Source organism: Pseudomonas knackmussii B13 (assembly GCF_000689415.1).
Taxonomy (GTDB): Bacteria; Pseudomonadota; Gammaproteobacteria; order Pseudomonadales; family Pseudomonadaceae; genus Pseudomonas; species Pseudomonas knackmussii.
Genome location: NZ_HG322950.1, coordinates 5219374 through 5238238, shown reverse-complemented (window position 1 = coordinate 5238238; position 18865 = coordinate 5219374). Strand labels below are relative to the sequence as shown.

Sequence of the window (18865 nt, the reverse complement as noted above, 5' to 3'; positions counted from 1 at the left end):
GCAAGTTTTTGCCGAGGTGGTGGAATTGGTAGACACGCTACCTTGAGGTGGTAGTGGCCATAGGCTGTAGGGGTTCGAGTCCCCTCCTCGGTACCATATGACGAAGGCCCGCTATGCGGGCCTTTCGTTTCAGGTGTTTCGGTTGACCTGATTAGGGTGTAACCGTATAATTTTGCACCAGCTTTGACGCGGGATGGAGCAGTCTGGTAGCTCGTCGGGCTCATAACCCGAAGGTCGTTGGTTCAAATCCAGCTCCCGCAACCAGTTTTGGCAGAGCCCCTTTTCAGGGGCTTTTTGCTAGCTGGACAGTCCGCGCCACCAGTCTAGGGTGGCTCCTTTAGGGATGGGCGTTTCGCCCATTTTTTGTTTCTACGGCATACGCGAGGCGATCAGGTGTCGAGCAAGCTAGAACAGTTGCAGGCCTTGTTGGCCCCTGTGGTAGAGGCGCTCGGCTATGAGTGCTGGGGCCTGGAGTTCATTTCCCAAGGTCGTCACTCCCTGCTCAGGGTGTATATCGATCGTGCTGAAGGGATCCTGATCGAAGACTGCGAAACAGTCAGTCGGCAGGTCAGCGGGGTGCTCGATGTCGAGGACCCGATCAGTGGCGAATACACCCTCGAGGTTTCCTCTCCGGGGATGGATCGACCGCTGTTCACGCTGGAGCAGTTCGCTCGGTATGTCGGCGAGCAAGTGAAGATCAGGCTGCGCATCCCCTTCGAGCGGCGGCGCAATTTCCAGGGCGTTCTCCGTGGTGTGGAGGAGCAGGACGTGGTGGTCCTCGTGGATGACCATGAATACCTGCTGCCGATCGATTCGATCGATAAGGCCAACATCATTCCCCGATTTGAGTGAGCCGCGTGTTGCGCGGATTCCAATGGATTGAAAGGCGAGGCGTACGATGAGCAAAGAAGTACTGCTGGTTGTTGAGTCGGTATCCAACGAGAAGGGTGTACCGCCCGGCGTGATTTTCGAAGCGCTGGAACTGGCTCTGGCAACCGCCACCAAGAAGCGTTTCGAGGACGAGGTCGACCTGCGGGTGCAGATCAACCGCGCCAACGGCAACTACGACACTTTCCGCCGTTGGACCGTGGTCGAGGACGAGGATTACTCCAATCCTGCCTCCGAGCTCACCGTCGATGACGTTCGCGAGAGCCATCCGGACCTCAAGGCCGGTGACGTCATCGAAGAGAAGATCGAATCCATCGAGTTCGGCCGCATCGCCGCACAGACCGCCAAGCAGGTCATCGTGCAGAAGGTGCGTGAAGCCGAGCGCGCTCAGGTGGTCGACGCCTACCGCGAGAAGGTTGGTGAAATCATCTCCGGCACCGTGAAGAAGGTCACCCGCGACAACGTCATCGTCGACCTCGGCAACAATGCCGAAGCGCTGCTGGCCCGTGACCAGATCATTCCGCGCGAGACCTTCCGCGTCGGCACCCGTGTGCGTGCCCTGCTGAAGGAAATTCGCAGCGAGAACCGCGGTCCGCAACTGGTTCTCTCGCGTACCGCGCCGGAGATGCTGATCGAGCTGTTCCGCATCGAAGTGCCGGAAATCGCCGAGCAACTGATCGACGTGATGGCAGCTGCCCGTGATCCGGGTTCGCGCGCCAAGATCGCCGTGCGCTCCAAGGACAAACGTATCGACCCGCAGGGCGCCTGCATCGGCATGCGCGGTTCGCGCGTACAGGCCGTTTCCGGCGAACTCGGTGGCGAGCGCGTGGACATCGTGCTGTGGGACGATAACCCTGCCCAGTTCGTGATCAACGCGATGGCGCCTGCCGAAGTGGCCGCGATCATCGTCGACGAAGATACCCACACCATGGATATCGCCGTCGCCGAGGACAACCTGGCGCAGGCCATCGGCCGCAGCGGCCAGAACGTCCGTCTGGCCAGCCAACTGACCGGCTGGACCCTGAACGTGATGACCGAGGCCGACATCCAGGCCAAGCAGCAGGCCGAGACCGGCGACATCCTGCAGCGTTTCATCGACGAGCTGGATGTGGACGAAGAACTGGCTCAGGTGCTGGTCGAGGAAGGCTTTACCACCCTGGAAGAAATCGCCTACGTACCGATGGAAGAGATGCTCAGCATCGACGGCTTCGACGAGGACATCGTCAACGAGCTGCGCTCGCGCGCCAAGGATCGTCTGCTGACCAAAGCCATCGCAACTGAAGAAAAACTTGCTGACGCTCAACCGGCCGAAGACCTGCTCAGCCTCGATGGCATGACCAAAGAGCTGGCCCTGGACCTGGTGCTGCGTGGCGTAACCACCCGTGAAGATCTTGCCGAGCAGTCGATTGACGACTTGCTCGACATCGACGGCATGGACGAAGAGCGTGCCGGCAAGTTGATCATGGCCGCCCGGGCCCATTGGTTCGAGTAAGCATTCGCGGCCTGAGGAGAGAAATGCATGACGCAAGTCACGGTGAAAGAACTGGCCAAGACGGTCGATACCCCGGTTGAGCGCCTGCTGCAGCAGATGCGCGAAGCGGGCCTCCCGCACAGCGATGCCGAGCAGGTTGTGACCGATACTGAAAAGCAGGCTCTGCTGGCGCACCTTAAAGGTAGCCACGGCGATCGCCTGGAAGAACCGCGCAAGATCACCCTGCAGCGCAAGACCACCTCGACCCTGAGAGTGGCTGGCAGCAAGACGGTGAGCGTTGAGGTCCGCAAGAAGAAGACCTACGTCAAGCGCAGCCCCGACGAAATCGAGGCCGAGCGTCAACGCGAGCTGGAAGAGCAGCGCGCCGTTGAAGAGGCTGCCCGCCTGAAGGCTGAGGAAGAGGCCCGTCAGAAGGCCGAAGTCGAAGCCCGTCGCGCTGCCGAAGACGCAGCCCGCCGTCAGGCCGAAGTGCCTGCCCAGGCAAGTGCTCCGGCTGCTGCTCCGGCGCCTGTCGTCGCTCCGGTCGCCGTCCCTGTCGCACCCGTCGCCGCTCCGGCTGCCGGCGACGAGCGCCGGAAGGAAGGCGAAGTCCGCCGTCCGCCGAAGCGCGATGACGAAGACGATCGCCGCGATCGCAAGCATGCCCAGCATCGCCCGTCGATCAAGGAAAAGGAAAAGACTTCCGCTCCGCGCGTTGTGCGCTCCGGTTCGGATGACGACGACAGTTTCGGTCGTCGTGGCGGTGGTCGCGGCAAGGCGAAGCTGAAGAAGCGTAACCAGCACGGGTTCCAGAGCCCGACAGGACCCATTGTGCGCGAAGTGAGTATCGGCGAGACCATCACTGTTGCTGAGCTCGCTCAGCAGATGTCGGTGAAGGGCGCCGAAGTCGTCAAGTTCATGTTCAAGATGGGCACTCCGGTGACCATCAACCAGGTCCTCGACCAGGAAACCGCCCAACTGATCGCCGAAGAACTCGGCCACAAGGTCAAGCTGGTCAGCGAGAACGCCCTGGAAGAGCAACTGGCCGAGTCGCTGAAGTTCGAAGGCGAGGCCGTATCGCGTGCGCCGGTAGTGACCGTTATGGGTCACGTCGACCACGGCAAGACCTCCCTGCTCGACTACATCCGTCGTGCCAAGGTTGCAGCGGGTGAAGCCGGCGGCATCACCCAGCACATCGGCGCCTACCACGTGGAAACCGACCGCGGCATGGTCACCTTCCTCGACACCCCCGGCCACGCCGCGTTCACCGCGATGCGTGCCCGTGGTGCCCAGGCGACCGACATCGTCATCCTCGTGGTGGCGGCGGACGACGGCGTGATGCCGCAGACCCAGGAAGCCGTGCAGCATGCGAAAGCCGCTGGCGTGCCGATCGTGGTCGCGGTGAACAAGATCGACAAGCCCGATGCCAACCCGGACAACATCAAGAACGGCCTGGCCGCGCTGGATGTGATCCCGGAAGAGTGGGGCGGCGACGCTCCCTTCGTCCACGTATCCGCCAAGATGGGTACCGGCGTCGACGAACTGCTCGAAGCCGTGCTGCTGCAGGCCGAAGTACTCGAGCTCAAAGCCACTCCGTCGGCCCCGGGCCGTGGCGTGGTGGTCGAGTCCCGTCTCGACAAGGGCCGTGGTCCGGTGGCTACCGTGCTGGTTCAGGACGGTACCCTGCGTCAGGGCGACATGATCCTCTGCGGTGTCAACTACGGCCGCGTGCGGGCCATGCTCGACGAGAACGGCAAGCCGATCAAGGAAGCCGGCCCGTCGATTCCGGTCGAGATTCTCGGCCTGGACGGCACGCCGGACGCCGGTGACGAAGTGACCGTGGTCGCCGACGAGAAGAAGGCTCGCGAAGTCGCTCTGTTCCGTCAGGGCAAGTTCCGCGAGGTCAAGCTCGCTCGTCAGCAGTCCGCGAAGCTCGAAAATATCTTCGAGAACATGGGCCAGGACGAGAAGAAAACCCTCAACATCGTCCTCAAGGCCGACGTGCGTGGCTCTCTGGAAGCTCTGCAGGGCTCGCTCAGCGGCCTGGGCAACGACGAAGTGCAAGTTCGCGTGGTCGGTGGCGGCGTCGGTGGTATCACCGAGTCCGATGCCAACCTGGCGCTGGCCTCCAACGCGGTGCTGTTCGGCTTCAACGTCCGTGCTGACGCCGGTGCGCGCAAGATCGTCGAGGCCGAAGGCCTGGACATGCGTTACTACAACGTGATCTACGACATCATCGAAGACGTCAAGAAAGCCCTGACCGGTATGCTCGGCAGCGATGTTCGCGAGAACATCCTGGGTATCGCCGAAGTGCGTGACGTGTTCCGTTCGCCGAAGTTCGGCGCCGTCGCCGGCTGCATGGTCACCGAGGGTCTGGTGCACCGCAACCGTCCGATCCGCGTACTTCGCGACGACGTGGTGATCTTCGAAGGCGAACTGGAATCGCTGCGTCGCTTCAAGGACGACGTTGCCGAAGTTCGTAACGGCATGGAATGCGGTATCGCCGTGAAGAGCTACAACGACGTTCGCGTCGGCGACAAGATCGAAGTGTTCGAGAAGGTCGAAGTCGCTCGTACCCTCTAAGAGGCAACGAGCGTAATCGCAGCGCCCGGGACGGCTTTCCAGCTTTCCCGGGCGTTTGCCGCTTATTTGTCCGGTGCCGCCAAGGCAGCGGAAGCAGGTTAGGAAAATGGCCAAAGAGTACAGCCGTACACAGCGTATCGGCGATCAGATGCAGCGCGAACTGGCGCTGCTGATCCAGCGCGAGATCAAGGATCCGCGCCTGGGCCTGGTGACCATCACCGGCGTCGACGTGGCGCGCGATCTGTCCCATGCCAAGGTGTTCATCACCGTGATGGGCCAGGACGACAACGCCGAGGTGATCAAGCAGAACACCTCCATCCTCAATGACGCCGCTGGCTTCCTGCGCATGCAGTTGGGCAAGGCGATGAAGCTGCGCACCGTGCCGCAACTGCACTTCACCTACGACGCGAGCATTCGTCGTGGTGCCGAGCTGTCGGCCCTGATCGAGCGGGCGGTGGCGGAAGATCGTCGCCACGGCGGCGGTTCCGAGGAGTAAGGCGTGGCCCAGGTAAAACGTATCCGCCGTGCGGTCAACGGCGTGTTGGTGCTCGACAAGCCGCGCGGCATGAGCTCCAACCAGGCCCTGCAGAAGGTGCGTTGGCTGCTTAATGCCGAGAAGGCCGGGCACACCGGCAGCCTCGATCCTCTGGCGACCGGCGTGCTGCCGTTGTGCTTCGGTGAGGCCACCAAGTTCTCGCAGTACCTGCTGGATGCCGACAAGGCCTACGAAACCGTTGCCCGCCTGGGCATCACCACCACCACCGGCGACGCCGAGGGCGAAATCGTCGAGGAATCCGCGGTGACCGTCGGTCGGGAAGCGCTGGAGGCCGTGCTGCCGCGCTTCCGCGGCGAGATAGAGCAGGTTCCGCCGATGTACTCGGCACTCAAGAAGGACGGCCAGCCGCTGTACAAGTTGGCCCGGGCCGGTGAAGTAGTGGAGCGCGAGGCGCGTTCTGTTACTATTGCGCGCTTGGATTTGCTGGCCTTCGAGTCGCCTGACGCGACCCTGTCGGTTGCCTGCAGCAAGGGCACCTATATCCGTACCTTGGTCGAGGACATTGGCCAGGTGTTGGGATGCGGTGCACACGTAGCAGCATTGCGCCGTACCCAGGCCGGTCCCTTCGCTCTGCCCCAGGCGATCACGCTGGAAGAGCTGGAAAAAGCCCATGCCGAGGGTGGCAACGAAGCCCTCGACCGCTTCCTGTTGCCGGTAGACGCCGGCCTGGAGCACTGGCCGCTGCTGCAGCTTTCCGAGCACAGCGCCTACTACTGGCTGCACGGGCAGCCGGTACGCGCACCCGAGGCGCCGAAGTTTGGCCTTATGCGTGTGCAGGATCATGAAGGTCGTTTCATCGGAATCGGTGAAGCGACAGACGACGGGCGAATCGCCCCGCGTCGACTGATTCGGTCATAAGACCGGAACCGAGGGTGGCTGTCAGCAGGCACGGTCACTCCTCTTATATGAACACAGGGAGAAGTCCCTGGCCTGTTACCTCAGAGGAAAGCCCATCATGGCACTGAGCGTCCAAGAGAAAGCCCAGATCGTTAACGAGTACAAGCAAGCTGAAGGCGACACCGGTTCTCCGGAAGTGCAGGTTGCACTGCTGTCCGCCAACATCAACAAGCTGCAGGATCACTTCAAGGCCAACGGCAAAGACCACCACTCCCGTCGTGGCCTGATCCGCATGGTTAACCAGCGTCGTAAGCTGCTGGACTACCTGAAGAGCAAGGACACCTCTCGTTACAGCGCCCTGATCGGTCGCCTGGGCCTGCGTCGCTAAGACGGCAAGCCTGAAGTGAGAAGCTGGGAGTCTGGGGTTCTGCGTCGGTATTTGCCGATGCAGGGCTTCGGGCTCCCGGCTTCTCGCTTTTTTGGGAATGGCATCGGGTCCGACTCCCGGCATTTCCACGATTTCCCCCAAGGCAACAAAGAGAAGGTAGAAAAACCGTGAACCCGGTAATCAAGAAATTCCAGTTCGGTCAGTCGACCGTAACCCTCGAGACTGGCCGCATCGCCCGCCAGGCCACCGGTGCCGTCCTGGTCACCATGGACGACGTCACCGTGCTGGTCACCGTCGTCGGTGCCAAGCAGGCAGACCCGAGCAAAAGCTTCTTCCCGCTCTCCGTGCACTACCAGGAGAAAACCTACGCCGCCGGCCGCATCCCGGGTGGCTTCTTCAAGCGTGAAGGCCGTCCTTCCGAGAAGGAAACCCTGACCTCGCGCCTGATCGACCGTCCGATCCGCCCGCTGTTCCCCGAAGGTTTCATGAACGAAGTGCAGGTCGTCTGCACCGTCGTTTCGACCAACAAGAAGTCCGATCCGGACATCGCTGCCATGATCGGCACCTCCGCCGCTCTGGCGATCTCCGGCATTCCGTTCGCAGGCCCGATCGGTGCCGCTCGCGTCGGCTTCCACCCGGAAATCGGCTACATCCTGAACCCGACCTACGAGCAACTGCAGAGCTCCAGCCTCGACATGGTCGTGGCCGGTACCTCCGACGCCGTGCTGATGGTTGAATCCGAAGCCGACGAGCTGACCGAAGACCAGATGCTGGGCGCCGTGCTGTACGCCCACGAAGAGTTCCAGGCTGTCATCCGCGCCGTCGCCGAACTGGCCACCGAAGCCGGCAAGCCGACCTGGAACTGGAGCGCTCCGGCAGAGAACACCGCCCTGATCAACGCCATCCGGGAAGAGTTCGGCGCTGCGATCTCCGAGGCCTACACCGTCACCGTCAAGCAGGAACGCTACGCGGCCCTGGACGCCCTGCGCGAGGAAGTCCTCGCCAAGTTCGCCGGCGAAGGCGAAGGCCAGTACCCGGCCGCTGAAGTCAAAGACGTCTTCGGCCTGCTGGAATACCGCATCGTTCGCGAGAACATCGTTACCGGCAAACCGCGTATCGATGGCCGCGACACCCGCACCGTTCGCCCGCTGAAGATCGAAGTTGGCGTACTGGGCAAGACCCACGGTTCGGCGCTGTTCACCCGTGGCGAAACCCAGGCCCTGGTCGTTGCCACCCTCGGCACCGCCCGTGACGCTCAGCTGCTGGACACCCTGGAAGGCGAGCGCAAGGACGCCTTCATGCTGCACTACAACTTCCCGCCTTTCTCGGTGGGCGAGTGCGGCCGCATGGGCAGCCCGGGCCGTCGCGAGATCGGTCACGGCCGTCTGGCCCGTCGTGGCGTTGCCGCCATGCTGCCGTCGCAGGACGAGTTCCCCTACACCATCCGCGTGGTATCGGAGATCACCGAATCCAACGGTTCCAGCTCCATGGCTTCCGTGTGCGGTGCTTCCCTGGCGCTGATGGACGCCGGTGTGCCGGTCAAGGCGCCGGTTGCCGGTATCGCCATGGGCCTGGTGAAGGAAGGTGACAAGTTCGCCGTCCTGACCGACATCCTGGGTGACGAAGACCACCTGGGCGACATGGACTTCAAGGTCGCCGGTACCGACAAGGGCGTTACCGCCCTGCAGATGGACATCAAGATCAACGGCATCACCGAAGAGATCATGGAGATCGCCCTGGGCCAGGCCCTGGAAGCTCGCCTGAACATCCTCGGCCAGATGAACCAGGTCATCGCTCAGCCGCGCGCCGAGCTGTCGGAAAACGCCCCGACCATGCTCATGATGAAGATCGATCCGGACAAGATCCGCGACGTCATCGGCAAGGGCGGCGCCACCATCCGTGGTATCTGCGAAGAGACCAAGGCCTCGATCGACATCGAGGACGATGGCAGCGTGAAGATCTACGGCGAAACCAAGGAAGCCGCTGAAGCTGCCAAGCAGCGCGTCCTCGGCATCACCGCCGAAGCCGAGATCGGCAAGATCTACGTCGGCAAGGTCGAGCGCATCGTCGACTTCGGCGCCTTCGTCAACATCCTGCCGGGCAAAGACGGTCTGGTGCACATCTCGCAGATCAGCGACAAGCGCATCGACAAGGTCACCGACGTCCTGAAGGAAGGCGAGGAAGTCAAAGTCCTGGTGCTGGACGTGGACAACCGCGGCCGCATCAAGCTGTCCATCAAGGACGTGGCCGCTGCAGAAGCCTCCGGCGTCTAAGGAACCTGCCACAATCTGCTGCGCGTCGGCATAACGGCGTTGAAAACAGGCGAGTGATGCTCATTTAGCTGTCTAAACTGCGCTCCCTCACCTGTTTTCGCCTTGTTCTGCTCTAGCTCGCGAGATCGTGATCAGATTCCAAGCAGTAGCGAAATAAAAAGAGGGCCCCTTGCGGGCCCTCTTTTTTTGCCTGGACAATGGCGCCTCGCCAGCACGGAAGGAACCCGCGGCCGATGGACAAGCAACACTGCCACTACCACCAGGCGCAACCCGCTACCTGGCATTGCGCGCCCTGCGAGCGCCACTTCGGCGACTGCTGTGTGCCGCTCAATGCCGATGTGCCGGAGTACGCGCCGTCCTGCCCGCTGTGTCGTGGCCAGCTGCGCTACCTGGGCGCGGCCAACAGTGCCGAACCTTTCTGGGAGCGCCTGCCGAAATTCTTCGCCTATGCGCTGCAACCCGGCCCGCTGATGTTCGCCGGCGCGCTGGCCCTGGCCAGCCTGTTCATGCCGAGCGTTCTCGTGTTCTGGCTGGCATTGCTGAGCATCGCCACCAAATACCTGCACAGCGTGATCGAGCAAGCCAGCCTCGGCAGCAACGACGCACCGAGCCTGGCCGAGGCTTTCGATGGCTCCAGCTTCGGCGCCTTCCTGCGTCAGCTCGGCGTGTTCGGCGTGGCCATGGTGCTGCTCTGGCTGGCGGCCGACTTCGAGAGCCCGCCGTTGTTCTGGAGCGTCAACGTCGCGCTGGTCCTGGTGCTGCCGGCCAGCATCATCCGCCTGGCGCTGGACAAGTCGCTGGGCGCCGCGCTGAGCCCGGCGGAAGTAGGCCAGGTGATCGCCGCCATGGGTTGGCGTTACCTGATCCTTTGCCTGTTTCTCTTCATCCTCTGGCAGTCGCCGAGCTACCTGGCCTGGCTGCTGGGTTTCGGCCTGCCACGGGTGGTGTTGCTGCCGGTTCTGGCCTTGCTGTTCGGGTATTTCGGCGTGGTGATGTGCGCCATGATGGGATACGCGGTGTTCCAGTATCAGGGCGCTCTGGGCTACGTGGTCGCCGGCGACGACGCGGCCCAGGGCTTCCCCGAGGCCGAATGGCGCCGTCGCAAGGCGCTCGCGGAAGCCGAGGTCCGGGTCAAGGAAGGGCAGGGCGGCGCTGCTGTGGAAATCCTCAGCTCGGCCTTGCGCCAGGACCCGGAAGACTTGCGGCTCAATGAGCGCTATCACCAACTGCTGTACGTGCTCAACGAGCGCGGTGATTGTCTGGCACACCTGCCGGGCTACCTGGCGCTGGCCTGCCGGAGCAACCCGCAGTTGGCGGCCAACGCCTTCCTCAATGCGCGCCAACTTCAAGCCGACTTCCTGCCGGACGACCCCCTGATCTGCGAGCGCATCGCCGGCGTCCTCCTGGACCGGCACAAGACCCGCGAAGGCCTAAGCCTGCTGCGCAACCTGCACCAGCGTTTCCCGCAGTACCCGCATGGTGCCCGCGCGTATCTGCTGGCGGCCCGTGGTTTCGCAGAGGGGCTCGGCCAAGCGGATGCGGCGGGCAAACTGCTCGCCTTCATCCGCCAGCGCTACCCCGAAAGCCCGCTGCTCGGTGAAGTCGAAGCACTGGAGCGGGTGCTCGCGCGCATGGCTGCGCAAGGCAGCTAGGGATACTGCAAATTGCACGGTGAGCTGCGGCTCATTGTGCAATTTGCCCAGCCATTGGTTTCTGAATTTCAAGTTAAGTATTTGATATTCAATGGTTTATTTTGATGGCAAAAGTTGGCCCGAGGCTTGCGATATCGCTCCTGTCACTGCCGCCAGGCATGGCTGCAGTTCTTCGCAAGCAATAGGAGAGATCGCCATGAAACCCCGTTTCCGCAAACTGGCCCTTGCCGCTGCTACTGCCTCCGCCATCAGTTTCTCGTTCGCCGGTTCGGTGTTCGCGCAACCGACGACCCTCGCCGCGAATGAAACCGTGCAGAAAACCGAAGAGATGGCTTCCGATACCTGGATCACCAGCAAGGTGAAATCCAGCCTGATCGCCAACAAGGACATCAGCGGCACCAGCATCAAGGTGGAAACCAACCAGGGTGTGGTTTCCCTGTCCGGCACGGTGAAGACGGACGCCGAACGTCAGTTGGCGATCCAGACCACCAAAGGCATCAAGGGAGTGAAGGCTGTATCGGCCGATGGCCTGAAGGCCGTGGATTGAGCTCGCCCAGCTGTAGAGGAGCCCCGTCATGAATAGCGATGTGATCAAAGGTAAATGGAAGCAGTTGTCCGGCACGCTCAAGGAGCAGTGGGGCAAGTTGACCGACGATGATCTGAAGGCGGCGGACGGACACGCCGAGTATCTGGTTGGCAAGCTGCAGGAGCGTTACGGCTGGACGCGCGAGCGCGCGGAAAAGGAAGTACGTGAATTCAGCGATCGTCTGTAGCCGTTCTCAAGGCCCCTCCGGTATCCGTCGGAGGGGCCTTTCTTTTTGTCAGCGCGCCTGCTGCTGGTAGAGGGCGAGCTGGCGAGTCTGCTCGGCGTTCGGATAGGCCTTGCGCAGGAACTGATCCAGTTCGGCGAGGACGCGGCTATCGCGCTGCGGCCCAAGCTGCTTGGCCAGTTGCAGGGTGAGCTGCGGCAGTTGCGCCAGCTGCTGGCCGCTCCGGGCCACCCGCCGCCAGGCGGCGAGGGCGCGCTGGGTGTCGCTCATTTGCAGGAGCTTCTGCAGCAGGTGCAGTTGCACCTGCGGATGGCGAAGCAGGCGCTGATCTTCCCCCGCACTGTCGTCAGCCAGACGGCGCAGTAGGGCTGCGCCCTCCGCTGTCGGCAGGGCGAACAGTTGCTTGAGCAGCGCGTTGTAGAGAGCGCCGTCCTGACGAGAGCGGGCGACACCGTAGAGGCGCTCGATCAGCAGCAGGCGACCGGGATAGCGCGCCAGCAGCTCCAGCCCACGGGTAGAGGCCTGGTCCAGGGCGAAGCGGCCGATCAGCGCGTCCAGCGCGGCGAGCTCACGCTTGAACGGGGCATCCGGGTCTTCCTTGGCCAGATAGGCTTCGTCGACCTTGATTCGACCGAACTGGCGGGGCAGCCACACCAGTAGAAAACCCGAGGCGAGCCCGCCGAGGTGCGCGTAGTAGTTGACGTGGTCGGCGGCGCGCAGCAGGCCGAACAGTTCCTTGCCCATCCACAGCGGCAGGATCCACAGCGCCGGCGCGCGGAAATAGCCCAGCATCGGGCCCAGCCAGTAGAAGAAACGGATGCGCTTCAGACCGTAGACGCCGATGTACATGCCCATCAGCCCGGAGATCGCGCCGGAGGCGCCAATCCCCGTGACCCACACCGGGTCCAGCGCCCACCACAGCAGGCCCGAGCACAGGCCGCTGAGCAGATACAGCGCCAGGTACATTGCGCGGCCAAGCGCCACTTCCAGGGCGAAGCCGAAGACGAAGAGGAACACCATGTTGCCGAACAGGTGCCAGAAGTCGCCGTGCAGGAACATCGAGCCGACCAGCCCCTGCAGGGTGAAGTGCGCCGGGATGAAGCCAAAGCGCAGCGAGCTGAGCTGGTTGCGCGCGGCCTCGGCCTGTTCGCGCGCCGCTTGCCAGGCTGGATCCTGCTGGTAGGCCGGGAGGCTGCGAAGTTCGTGGCCGAACTCGAGGTCGCGGAGGATCACCCAGGCCAGGTCCTGGCGACGCATGCGCTCGATCTGCTGCTGTTGGGTGATGTCGAGCTTCTCGCGGCGGGCGAAGGATTCGGCGAACAGCGGGCGCTCGTGGCCGAGGAGGTCCTGCTGCAGGTAGACGTCGACCGCATGCTGCTGCCGGGCGTCATCGCCGCCCTGGTAGAAAAAGAAGATCAGGCAGTTGAGCAGGATCAGCAGCAGCGTGATCTGCGGTGGCTTCTTCCAGTCCAGCGGGTGTTCGGCGGGAACGATGAGCATGGGCGTCCTATCCCTGGCAGGCGCAATGATGGCGCGAGACTATCACCGCGCCCCGAGGCTGTCAGTCGCTGCGCTTGCTCTGGATGGAGTCGACGCGGTTGCCCTTGAAGATCACGAAATACAGCATTCCGTTCCACGGGCCGTAGATCCATTCCTCGACCCGCACTTCCTCGCGCTGGCCCCAGTCGCCAACCACGATGCGGGTGCCGAGGTAGGAGCGGTCGGTCGGTTCGCCGCAGCGGGAGTAGGCGTCGCTGGTGGTGTCGCCGCTGCTGATCAGGGTGCTGCCGCAGCGCATGCTGTCGGCACTGGCCTGAGCGGCGGCGAAGAGGAACAGAACAGGGAGAAGGGCGGCAAGGCGCATGGGGGCTCCGCGAGGTCAGTCGCGCTTGAATTCGATGCGGGTCAGGCGATTGGCTTCGAAGGTCAGGATGTAGGTTGCGCCGTTGTTCGGGCCGTAGACCCATTCCTCGATGCGGTATTCGCGGCGGTCGTACTCGCCGACGGTGTAGCCGACTTCGTCCCGGTGCACCGGCGGGCCGCACTTCTGCTCGACCTCCCAGGCGCGGTCGCCAACGTCCACCAGCGAGCTGCCGCAGCGCATGCTGTCGGCGTGAGCGAAGCCAGCGCCCAGGAGCAGGGCGCCGGCCAAAAGGGGAAGGGGTTTCATCGCGGACTGCCTCAATCGCTGTCCAGGTGGAGTTGGGTGGCGACTTCGCCGTTCTTGTCGGCCTCGCCCTGGCTGACGTCGATCAGATAGATACGATCATCCCCCAGTCCGCCCTTGGACACCAAGTAGTCCTTGATCTGCGCGCCACGCTGCTGCGCGAGCTTGCGCAGCAGCAGCGCGCTGCCGCTCCAGGAGTCGACCACGGCCTTGCGCATCTTGGCCGTGCGCTCGTCCTTGCTCAGTTGCTGCCATTCTGCCGGCGGCTGTTGTTTCAGGCGTGTGCGGTAGATGCCTTCGAGCAGGGCGGGCTGCACGTCTTCCGGTACTTCGAGCTTGCTCGAATCGCTGGGCACCTTGTCGCCGCGGCGTTGCAGCATCTTGTAGTAGTTGTCGCGGAAATCCTGCTGCAGGCGCTGCTCGGCGAGCAGCGGGCCGTCGCTGGCGGCGGCGCTGACGCCTTCCACTTCGAGCTTCAGGGACGGGCGCTGCTTGAGCGCGCCAACCAGTTTGTCCAGGTTGGTCTGGGCGGCCGGGGTCAGGTCGGCGGAGCCTGCAGTGAAGGAGACCGCGCCAAGATCCTCGTCGCCGCCACCGCCAGCCAGCCCGGCGATGAACTTGAAGGGCGCCTGCACGGCCCGCAGCACCAGGTTGCGCAGGGTCTGCCAGACGATCGGCATGACGCTGAACTGCGGGTTGTTCAGGTCGCCTTCCACCGGTAGCTCTATGTCGATGTTGCCGTTGGTGTCCTTGAGCAGGGCTACCGCGAGCTTCACTGGCAGGTCCACGGCGTCCGGGCTGTCGACCTTCTCGCCCAGTTGCAGGTGCTCCACCAGTACCTTGTTCTCCGCCTTCATCTGGCCCTTGGTGATCTGGTAGTGCAGGTCCAGGTTGAGCCGTCCCTTGCGGATGCGGTAGCCGGCGAACTTGCCCGAGTAGGGCGTCAGTGTGGTCAGCTCGACGCGTTTGAAGCTGGTGGCGATGTCCAGTTTCTCCAGCGGCGAGAAGGGGTTGAGGCTGCCCTTGATGCTGACCGGGGCGTACTTGTCGACCTTGCCGGTGATATTCACCGCGGCGGGCTGCGGATTGCGGTTGTCGATGGTGCCGATCTCGCCGCCCAAGCTCTGGATAGCCGTGGCGAAGTCCGGGCGCAGCGTCAGGTCGGCGAAGTTCGCCGAGCCGTCGTTGATGCGGATGCCGCCGATGCGGATGCCCAGCGGCTTCTCGCTGCTGGCGGCGGGCTTCGCGGAGGCGCTGGCGGGTGCGCTACCCGACTGCGGCTGCGGGATCAGCAGGTCGTTGATGTTGGTGGTGCGGTCCTCGTTGATGATGAAGCGCGCATAGGGCTGCTCGAAGCTGACGCTCTGGATCACCAGGCTGTCGCCATGGTTGTAGGCCACGCCGTTGAGGGTGAGTTTCTGCCATTTGACGAAGTCGCGGCTTTTAAGGGTGTCCAGCGTGTGCAGCTGGGTTACCTGGGCACTGCCGTTGACGCTGAAGGCCAGGGGAGCGGTGTTCTTCAGGTCGACGTCGAGGTCGCTGGCGAGGAAGCCGCTGCGCAGTTCCAGGCGGATGAAGGGCTCGAGGTACGACTGCGCCAGGCGCAGGTCGATGTCGCGGGTGGCGACCTTGAGCTTGGCGCTGATGGGGTTGGGGATGACCTGGCCGCTGGCCTCGATCTGACCTTTGTTGCCGATGGCGGTCTTCAGCTTGAGCTGCAGCGGACTGGTCAGCGTGCTGTCGAGGTTCTGCAGGTCGAGGTCGAGCGGGCCGATGTCCAGCGCCACCGGCTTGGCTGGTACGCGATCGGCGAGGTGGACCTTGTAGCCGCGCAGTTGGGTGTCGCGCAGCACGACGTGCCAGGGCTTCTGCGGTTCGACGGGCTTGGCCGGTTCCGGTGGCGGGCTTGCTGGCTTGCTTGCGGCGGCTTCGGCCTGGTCGGCCTGTGCCTGGGCTTTGATCTGGGCCTTTGCTTCGGCCTTTGCCTGGGCATGGGCATCCGGCTCGGCCGTGGGCTTTGCCGCTGCCTGGACGGTGGCCTTCTCCGCTGCCGGAGCAGCCTCGCCTTTGCTCGGCACCGGCGCAGCGTCTTTGGCCGGCTCGCTGGCAGGGGCTTGCGCCATCGCGGGCTTCTGCTCGCCCTCGTGGGCCTGTGCGGGGGCCTGTACATCCGTGCCTGGGGCTTTCTGTTCGGCGGCCTGTGCCGACTTGCGCACAGGCTTCTGGAAGTTGGCGAAGAGTTTCTGCCAGTCCAGCTGGCCGTCCCTCTCGCGCGCCGCGGAGGTTTCTAGGCCCTGGCTGCGGATCTGCCCGACCACCACTTCGCGCTTGGCCAGGTCGATGCTGGTGTCGCTCACGTCGAGGCTGGTCATCTTCACCAGCTGCTTGCCGGCCGGGTCCTTGAGGTCGAGGTCGTGCAGGTTGGCGCTGGATTTCTCCAGCAGCAGCTGGGTGTCGTGACTGAGGTCCAGCTTGTACTCGGTGGCGACGCTGAGGATGCCCTGCTGCAAATCCATCGGCACGTTGTCGCGCACATAGGGCCACCAGGCCTTGAGCGGGATGCCCTGGATCGACAGGTTGCCCTTCGAGGTCAGCGGGATGAGGCTGAGGTCGCCTTTCCAGTCGAGCTTGCCGCCGTGCGGCCCGACGGCGACCAGCGTCATTTGCGCACCGCTGTCGGGCAGCGTGCTGAGGTTGTGCATCTCGAAGTTCATCGGATCGAAGACGAACTCGACCGGTTCGCTCATCCGATTGTCGAGGAAGTGCACGCTACCCTGGCTCAGGGCGATGCTTTCGATGTGGATCGGGAACGGTTTGCTCTGAGGCTCCTGCGGCGCAGGCTGGCTGGGCGGCAGCTTGAACAGGCGGGTGAGGTTCAGCGTGCCGTCCTCGGCGAACAGCACTTCGCTGTGCGGCCCTTCCAGCTGAACGTTGGTCAGGTGCAGCTGGCGAGTCCACAGGCTGTCCCACTGCAGGTCGGCATACAGGTGCTTGAGCCCCAGTTGCTCCTGCTCACCTTGGCCAACGTGCAGTCCCCAGACGTTCAGCTCCAGGCTGAGCGGGTTCAGCTCGATGCGCTCGATATGAGCCGGCAGCGTGGCGTATTGCGCAAGCTGTTGATTGGCTACGCGCAGGGCGATGCCTGGGAGGATCAGGAAGCCGAGCAGGCAATACAGGAGGAAAAGCAGCACCAGGGTGCCGCATACACGAATCAATCCTTTGGTCATGGCGGGGGTCGCTTTCCGTCGTGGCGTGCCTAGGAGTATGGCATGGCTCGGAAGTTCAGCCGGATGCGGCACAAGGCTCCAGTGCAAAACCAGGGATAGTGCCTAGATGTTGTGCTCGCGGGCGAATTCGACCAGGTCGACCAGGCTGCTCAACTGCAGCTTTTCCAGGATGCGGGTCTTGTAGGTGCTGATGGTTTTCTGGCTGAGGAACAACTCATCGGCGATCTGCTTGTTGCTCAGGCCGAACACCAGGCGCCGCAGTACCACCAGTTCGCGCGAGGTCAGCAAGGCGACGGGGCTGTCTTGCGAGGGAGGAGTGACGGCTCGTTTGGGAAAGCAGTTGTAACCGGCGACCAAAAGGCGCGCGGCGTCGAGGATGGCGGAGGTGTCGCGGGTCTTGCTGACGAAGCCGTGGCCGCCGGCCGCTTCCACGCGGCTGGCATAGAGGCGTTCGTCCTGCGCGCTGAGCACCAGCAGGCGGATGTTCGGGTCGACGCCTTGTACGCGGGGGAGCAGGTCCAGGCCGTCCATGCCGGGAATGCCGAGGTCGATGATCACCAGGTCAGGGCGCTCCTGGCGCACCAGGTTGAGCCCGGTATTGCCGTCCATGGCTTCGCCGACGATCTCGAATTGCGGGTCGCGCGCCAGCAGCGCGCGGACTGCCAGGCGCACGGCCGGGTGATCTTCGACCAGGACGACACGTTTGTTCATGGGCGCTCCCCAATGCTTGCAAGGGGCCCACCTTAGTGCGGCCGGTGCGGTCCTGGCGACCGCACCGAGAAAAATGCTCAGCGCTCGATGGCCAGGGCGACACCCTGGCCGCCGCCGATGCACAGGGTCGCCAGGCCCTTCTTTGCATCGCGACGGAGCATTTCATGGAGCAGCGTTACCAGCACCCGGCAGCCGGAGGCCCCGATCGGGTGGCCGAGGGCGATGGCACCGCCGTTGACGTTGACCTTGGCCGCGTCCCAGCCGAGCTCCTTGCCCACTGCCAGGGCCTGGGCGGCGAAGGCTTCGTTGGCTTCGATCAGGTCGAGGTCGGCCAGCGCCCAGCCGGCCTTCTCCAGGCAGCGACGGGTGGCGCTCACAGGGCCGATGCCCATGATCGCCGGGTCGACACCAGCATTGGCGTAGGCGGCGATTCGCGCCAGCACCGGCAGACCCAGGGCCTTTGCTTTGGCCGCACTCATCAGCAGCACGGCGGCGGCGCCGTCGTTGAGGGTCGAGGCATTGCCGGCGGTGACACTGCCGTCCTTCTTGAAGGCCGGCTTGAGCTTGCCCAGGGCGTCGGCGGTGGTGCCGGCGCGAACCTGCTCGTCAACGACGAAGCGCAGCGGCTCGCCCTTGCGCTGGGGAATCTCGATGGGGGTGATTTCCGCCTCGAAGCGACCGGCAGCGACAGCCTCGGCGGCCTTGCGCTGCGACTCGGCGGCGAAGGCGTCCTGCTCTTCGCGGCTGATCTCGTACTTGGCCACCAGGTTCTCGGCGGTGATGCCCATGTGGTAGTCGTTGAAGGCATCCCACAGGCCGTCCTGGATCATGCTGTCGACCAGCTTGGCGTGGCCCATGCGCAGGCCGGTGCGGGCGCCGGGCATGACATAGGGGGCGAGGCTCATGCTTTCCTGACCGCCGGCGATCATCACTTCGGCGTCGCCGCAGCGAATCGCCTGGGCGGCCAGGTGCAGCGCCTTGAGGCCGGAGCCGCAGACCTTGTTGATGGTCATGGCCGGCACGCTGTTGGGCAGGCCGGCGGCGATGGCGGCCTGGCGCGCGGGGTTCTGCCCGGCGCCGGCGGTGAGGGTCTGGCCGAGGATGACTTCATCGACCTGATCCGCGGCCACGCCGCTCTGTGCGAGCAGTTGGCGGATCACCGCGGCGCCCAGTTCGTGGGCGGGCAGGGACGAAAGGGAGCCCTGGAAGCTGCCGATGGCGGTACGGGTGGCAGCGACGATGACGACATCTTGCATAGCGTGATTCCTCAGCTGATGGCGGCAGAGCGCCGCCGCGAACGATCGGCCATGGTTGCACAGGGGGCTGTGGCGGGCCACTCCCC

At 63.8% G+C, this 18865-nt stretch carries 16 protein-coding genes and 2 tRNA genes; 12 read left to right on the top strand and 6 right to left on the bottom strand.

Features of this window, described 5'->3' with window-relative positions; translation table 11 throughout:
* Window positions 1–10: 10 nt before the first annotated feature.
* The 12 genes from PKB_RS24480 to PKB_RS24425 all read left to right on the top strand — a co-directional run bounded on the left by PKB_RS24480 (window position 11) and on the right by PKB_RS24425 (window position 11421).
* A tRNA-Leu gene (locus PKB_RS24480) sits at window positions 11–96 on the top strand.
* A 91-nt stretch (window positions 97–187) separates the two neighbouring features.
* Window positions 188–264, top strand: a tRNA-Met gene (locus tag PKB_RS24475).
* 129 nt (window positions 265–393) lie between these two features.
* Entirely contained in the window at window positions 394–852 is a 459-nt protein-coding gene (rimP, locus tag PKB_RS24470) for a ribosome maturation factor RimP (RefSeq protein ID WP_043255310.1), read from the top strand.
* Between the two features lie 46 nt (window positions 853–898).
* Window positions 899–2380, top strand: a complete 1482-nt coding sequence (gene nusA / locus PKB_RS24465) for a transcription termination factor NusA (protein WP_043255309.1) — start codon at window positions 899–901, stop codon at window positions 2378–2380.
* Between the two features lie 27 nt (window positions 2381–2407).
* Window positions 2408–4942, top strand: a complete 2535-nt coding sequence (gene infB / locus PKB_RS24460) for a translation initiation factor IF-2 (RefSeq protein WP_043255307.1) — start codon at window positions 2408–2410, stop codon at window positions 4940–4942.
* Between the two features lie 106 nt (window positions 4943–5048).
* The gene (rbfA, locus tag PKB_RS24455) at window positions 5049–5438 is read left to right on the top strand and encodes a 30S ribosome-binding factor RbfA (RefSeq protein ID WP_043255305.1); all 390 of its coding nucleotides are present in this window, start codon (window positions 5049–5051) and stop codon (window positions 5436–5438) included.
* Window positions 5439–5441: 3 nt separating this feature from the next.
* Window positions 5442–6356 carry a tRNA pseudouridine(55) synthase TruB gene (truB, locus tag PKB_RS24450; RefSeq protein WP_043255303.1) on the top strand — a complete coding sequence of 305 codons (915 nt, stop codon included), beginning with the start codon at window positions 5442–5444 and terminating at the stop codon, window positions 6354–6356.
* Between the two features lie 97 nt (window positions 6357–6453).
* A complete protein-coding gene (gene rpsO, locus PKB_RS24445; RefSeq protein ID WP_017518939.1) occupies window positions 6454–6723 on the top strand; it encodes a 30S ribosomal protein S15 in 270 nt (89 codons plus the stop codon).
* Between the two features lie 167 nt (window positions 6724–6890).
* Window positions 6891–8996 (top strand): polyribonucleotide nucleotidyltransferase, encoded by a 2106-nt coding sequence (gene pnp / locus PKB_RS24440; RefSeq protein WP_043255300.1) that lies wholly within the window; start codon window positions 6891–6893, stop codon window positions 8994–8996.
* A gap of 233 nt (window positions 8997–9229) precedes the next feature.
* Entirely contained in the window at window positions 9230–10648 is a 1419-nt protein-coding gene (locus PKB_RS24435) for a tetratricopeptide repeat protein (protein ID WP_043255298.1), read from the top strand.
* Window positions 10649–10844: 196 nt separating this feature from the next.
* The gene (locus tag PKB_RS24430; RefSeq protein WP_043255297.1) at window positions 10845–11195 is read left to right on the top strand and encodes a BON domain-containing protein; all 351 of its coding nucleotides are present in this window, start codon (window positions 10845–10847) and stop codon (window positions 11193–11195) included.
* Between the two features lie 28 nt (window positions 11196–11223).
* Window positions 11224–11421, top strand: a complete 198-nt coding sequence (locus PKB_RS24425) for a CsbD family protein (protein ID WP_043255295.1) — start codon at window positions 11224–11226, stop codon at window positions 11419–11421.
* A 48-nt stretch (window positions 11422–11469) separates the two neighbouring features.
* Here PKB_RS24425 and PKB_RS24420 read toward each other — a convergent pair whose 3' ends face one another.
* From PKB_RS24420 to PKB_RS24395, 6 genes are all read right to left on the bottom strand, one after another.
* The gene (locus tag PKB_RS24420) at window positions 11470–12918 is read right to left on the bottom strand and encodes a rhomboid family intramembrane serine protease (protein ID WP_043255293.1); all 1449 of its coding nucleotides are present in this window, start codon (window positions 12916–12918) and stop codon (window positions 11470–11472) included.
* 61 nt (window positions 12919–12979) lie between these two features.
* Complete coding sequence (locus PKB_RS24415; protein ID WP_043255290.1) at window positions 12980–13282, bottom strand: DUF2845 domain-containing protein; 303 nt, start codon at window positions 13280–13282, stop codon at window positions 12980–12982.
* A gap of 15 nt (window positions 13283–13297) precedes the next feature.
* A complete protein-coding gene (locus PKB_RS24410; protein ID WP_043255288.1) occupies window positions 13298–13588 on the bottom strand; it encodes a DUF2845 domain-containing protein in 291 nt (96 codons plus the stop codon).
* Between the two features lie 11 nt (window positions 13589–13599).
* Window positions 13600–16812, bottom strand: coding sequence for a DUF748 domain-containing protein (locus tag PKB_RS24405; protein ID WP_043255287.1), 3213 nt, complete (start codon window positions 16810–16812; stop codon window positions 13600–13602).
* A 102-nt stretch (window positions 16813–16914) separates the two neighbouring features.
* Entirely contained in the window at window positions 16915–17523 is a 609-nt protein-coding gene (locus PKB_RS24400) for a response regulator transcription factor (RefSeq protein WP_043255286.1), read from the bottom strand.
* Window positions 17524–17600: 77 nt separating this feature from the next.
* Window positions 17601–18779: an acetyl-CoA C-acetyltransferase gene (locus tag PKB_RS24395; protein ID WP_043255284.1), complete on the bottom strand. Its 1179-nt coding sequence runs from the start codon at window positions 18777–18779 to the stop codon at window positions 17601–17603.
* Window positions 18780–18865: the final 86 nt, after the last annotated feature.

What these genes read in the sequence shown, in the direction of transcription:
- PKB_RS24430 (WP_043255297.1), top strand. Translation starts at nt 10,845, where the DNA reads ATGAAACCCCGTTTCCGCAAACTGGCCCTTGCCGCTGCTACTGCCTCC.
- PKB_RS24410 (WP_043255288.1), bottom strand. Translation starts at nt 13,588, where the DNA reads ATGAAACCCCTTCCCCTTTTGGCCGGCGCCCTGCTCCTGGGCGCTGGC.
- PKB_RS24395 (WP_043255284.1), bottom strand. Translation starts at nt 18,779, where the DNA reads ATGCAAGATGTCGTCATCGTCGCTGCCACCCGTACCGCCATCGGCAGC.
- PKB_RS24425 (WP_043255295.1), top strand. Translation starts at nt 11,224, where the DNA reads ATGAATAGCGATGTGATCAAAGGTAAATGGAAGCAGTTGTCCGGCACG.
- nusA (WP_043255309.1), top strand. Translation starts at nt 899, where the DNA reads ATGAGCAAAGAAGTACTGCTGGTTGTTGAGTCGGTATCCAACGAGAAG.
- PKB_RS24400 (WP_043255286.1), bottom strand. Translation starts at nt 17,523, where the DNA reads ATGAACAAACGTGTCGTCCTGGTCGAAGATCACCCGGCCGTGCGCCTG.
- PKB_RS24420 (WP_043255293.1), bottom strand. Translation starts at nt 12,918, where the DNA reads ATGCTCATCGTTCCCGCCGAACACCCGCTGGACTGGAAGAAGCCACCG.
- infB (WP_043255307.1), top strand. Translation starts at nt 2,408, where the DNA reads ATGACGCAAGTCACGGTGAAAGAACTGGCCAAGACGGTCGATACCCCG.
- PKB_RS24405 (WP_043255287.1), bottom strand. Translation starts at nt 16,812, where the DNA reads ATGACCAAAGGATTGATTCGTGTATGCGGCACCCTGGTGCTGCTTTTC.
- rpsO (WP_017518939.1), top strand. Translation starts at nt 6,454, where the DNA reads ATGGCACTGAGCGTCCAAGAGAAAGCCCAGATCGTTAACGAGTACAAG.
- rbfA (WP_043255305.1), top strand. Translation starts at nt 5,049, where the DNA reads ATGGCCAAAGAGTACAGCCGTACACAGCGTATCGGCGATCAGATGCAG.
- PKB_RS24435 (WP_043255298.1), top strand. Translation starts at nt 9,230, where the DNA reads ATGGACAAGCAACACTGCCACTACCACCAGGCGCAACCCGCTACCTGG.
- PKB_RS24415 (WP_043255290.1), bottom strand. Translation starts at nt 13,282, where the DNA reads ATGCGCCTTGCCGCCCTTCTCCCTGTTCTGTTCCTCTTCGCCGCCGCT.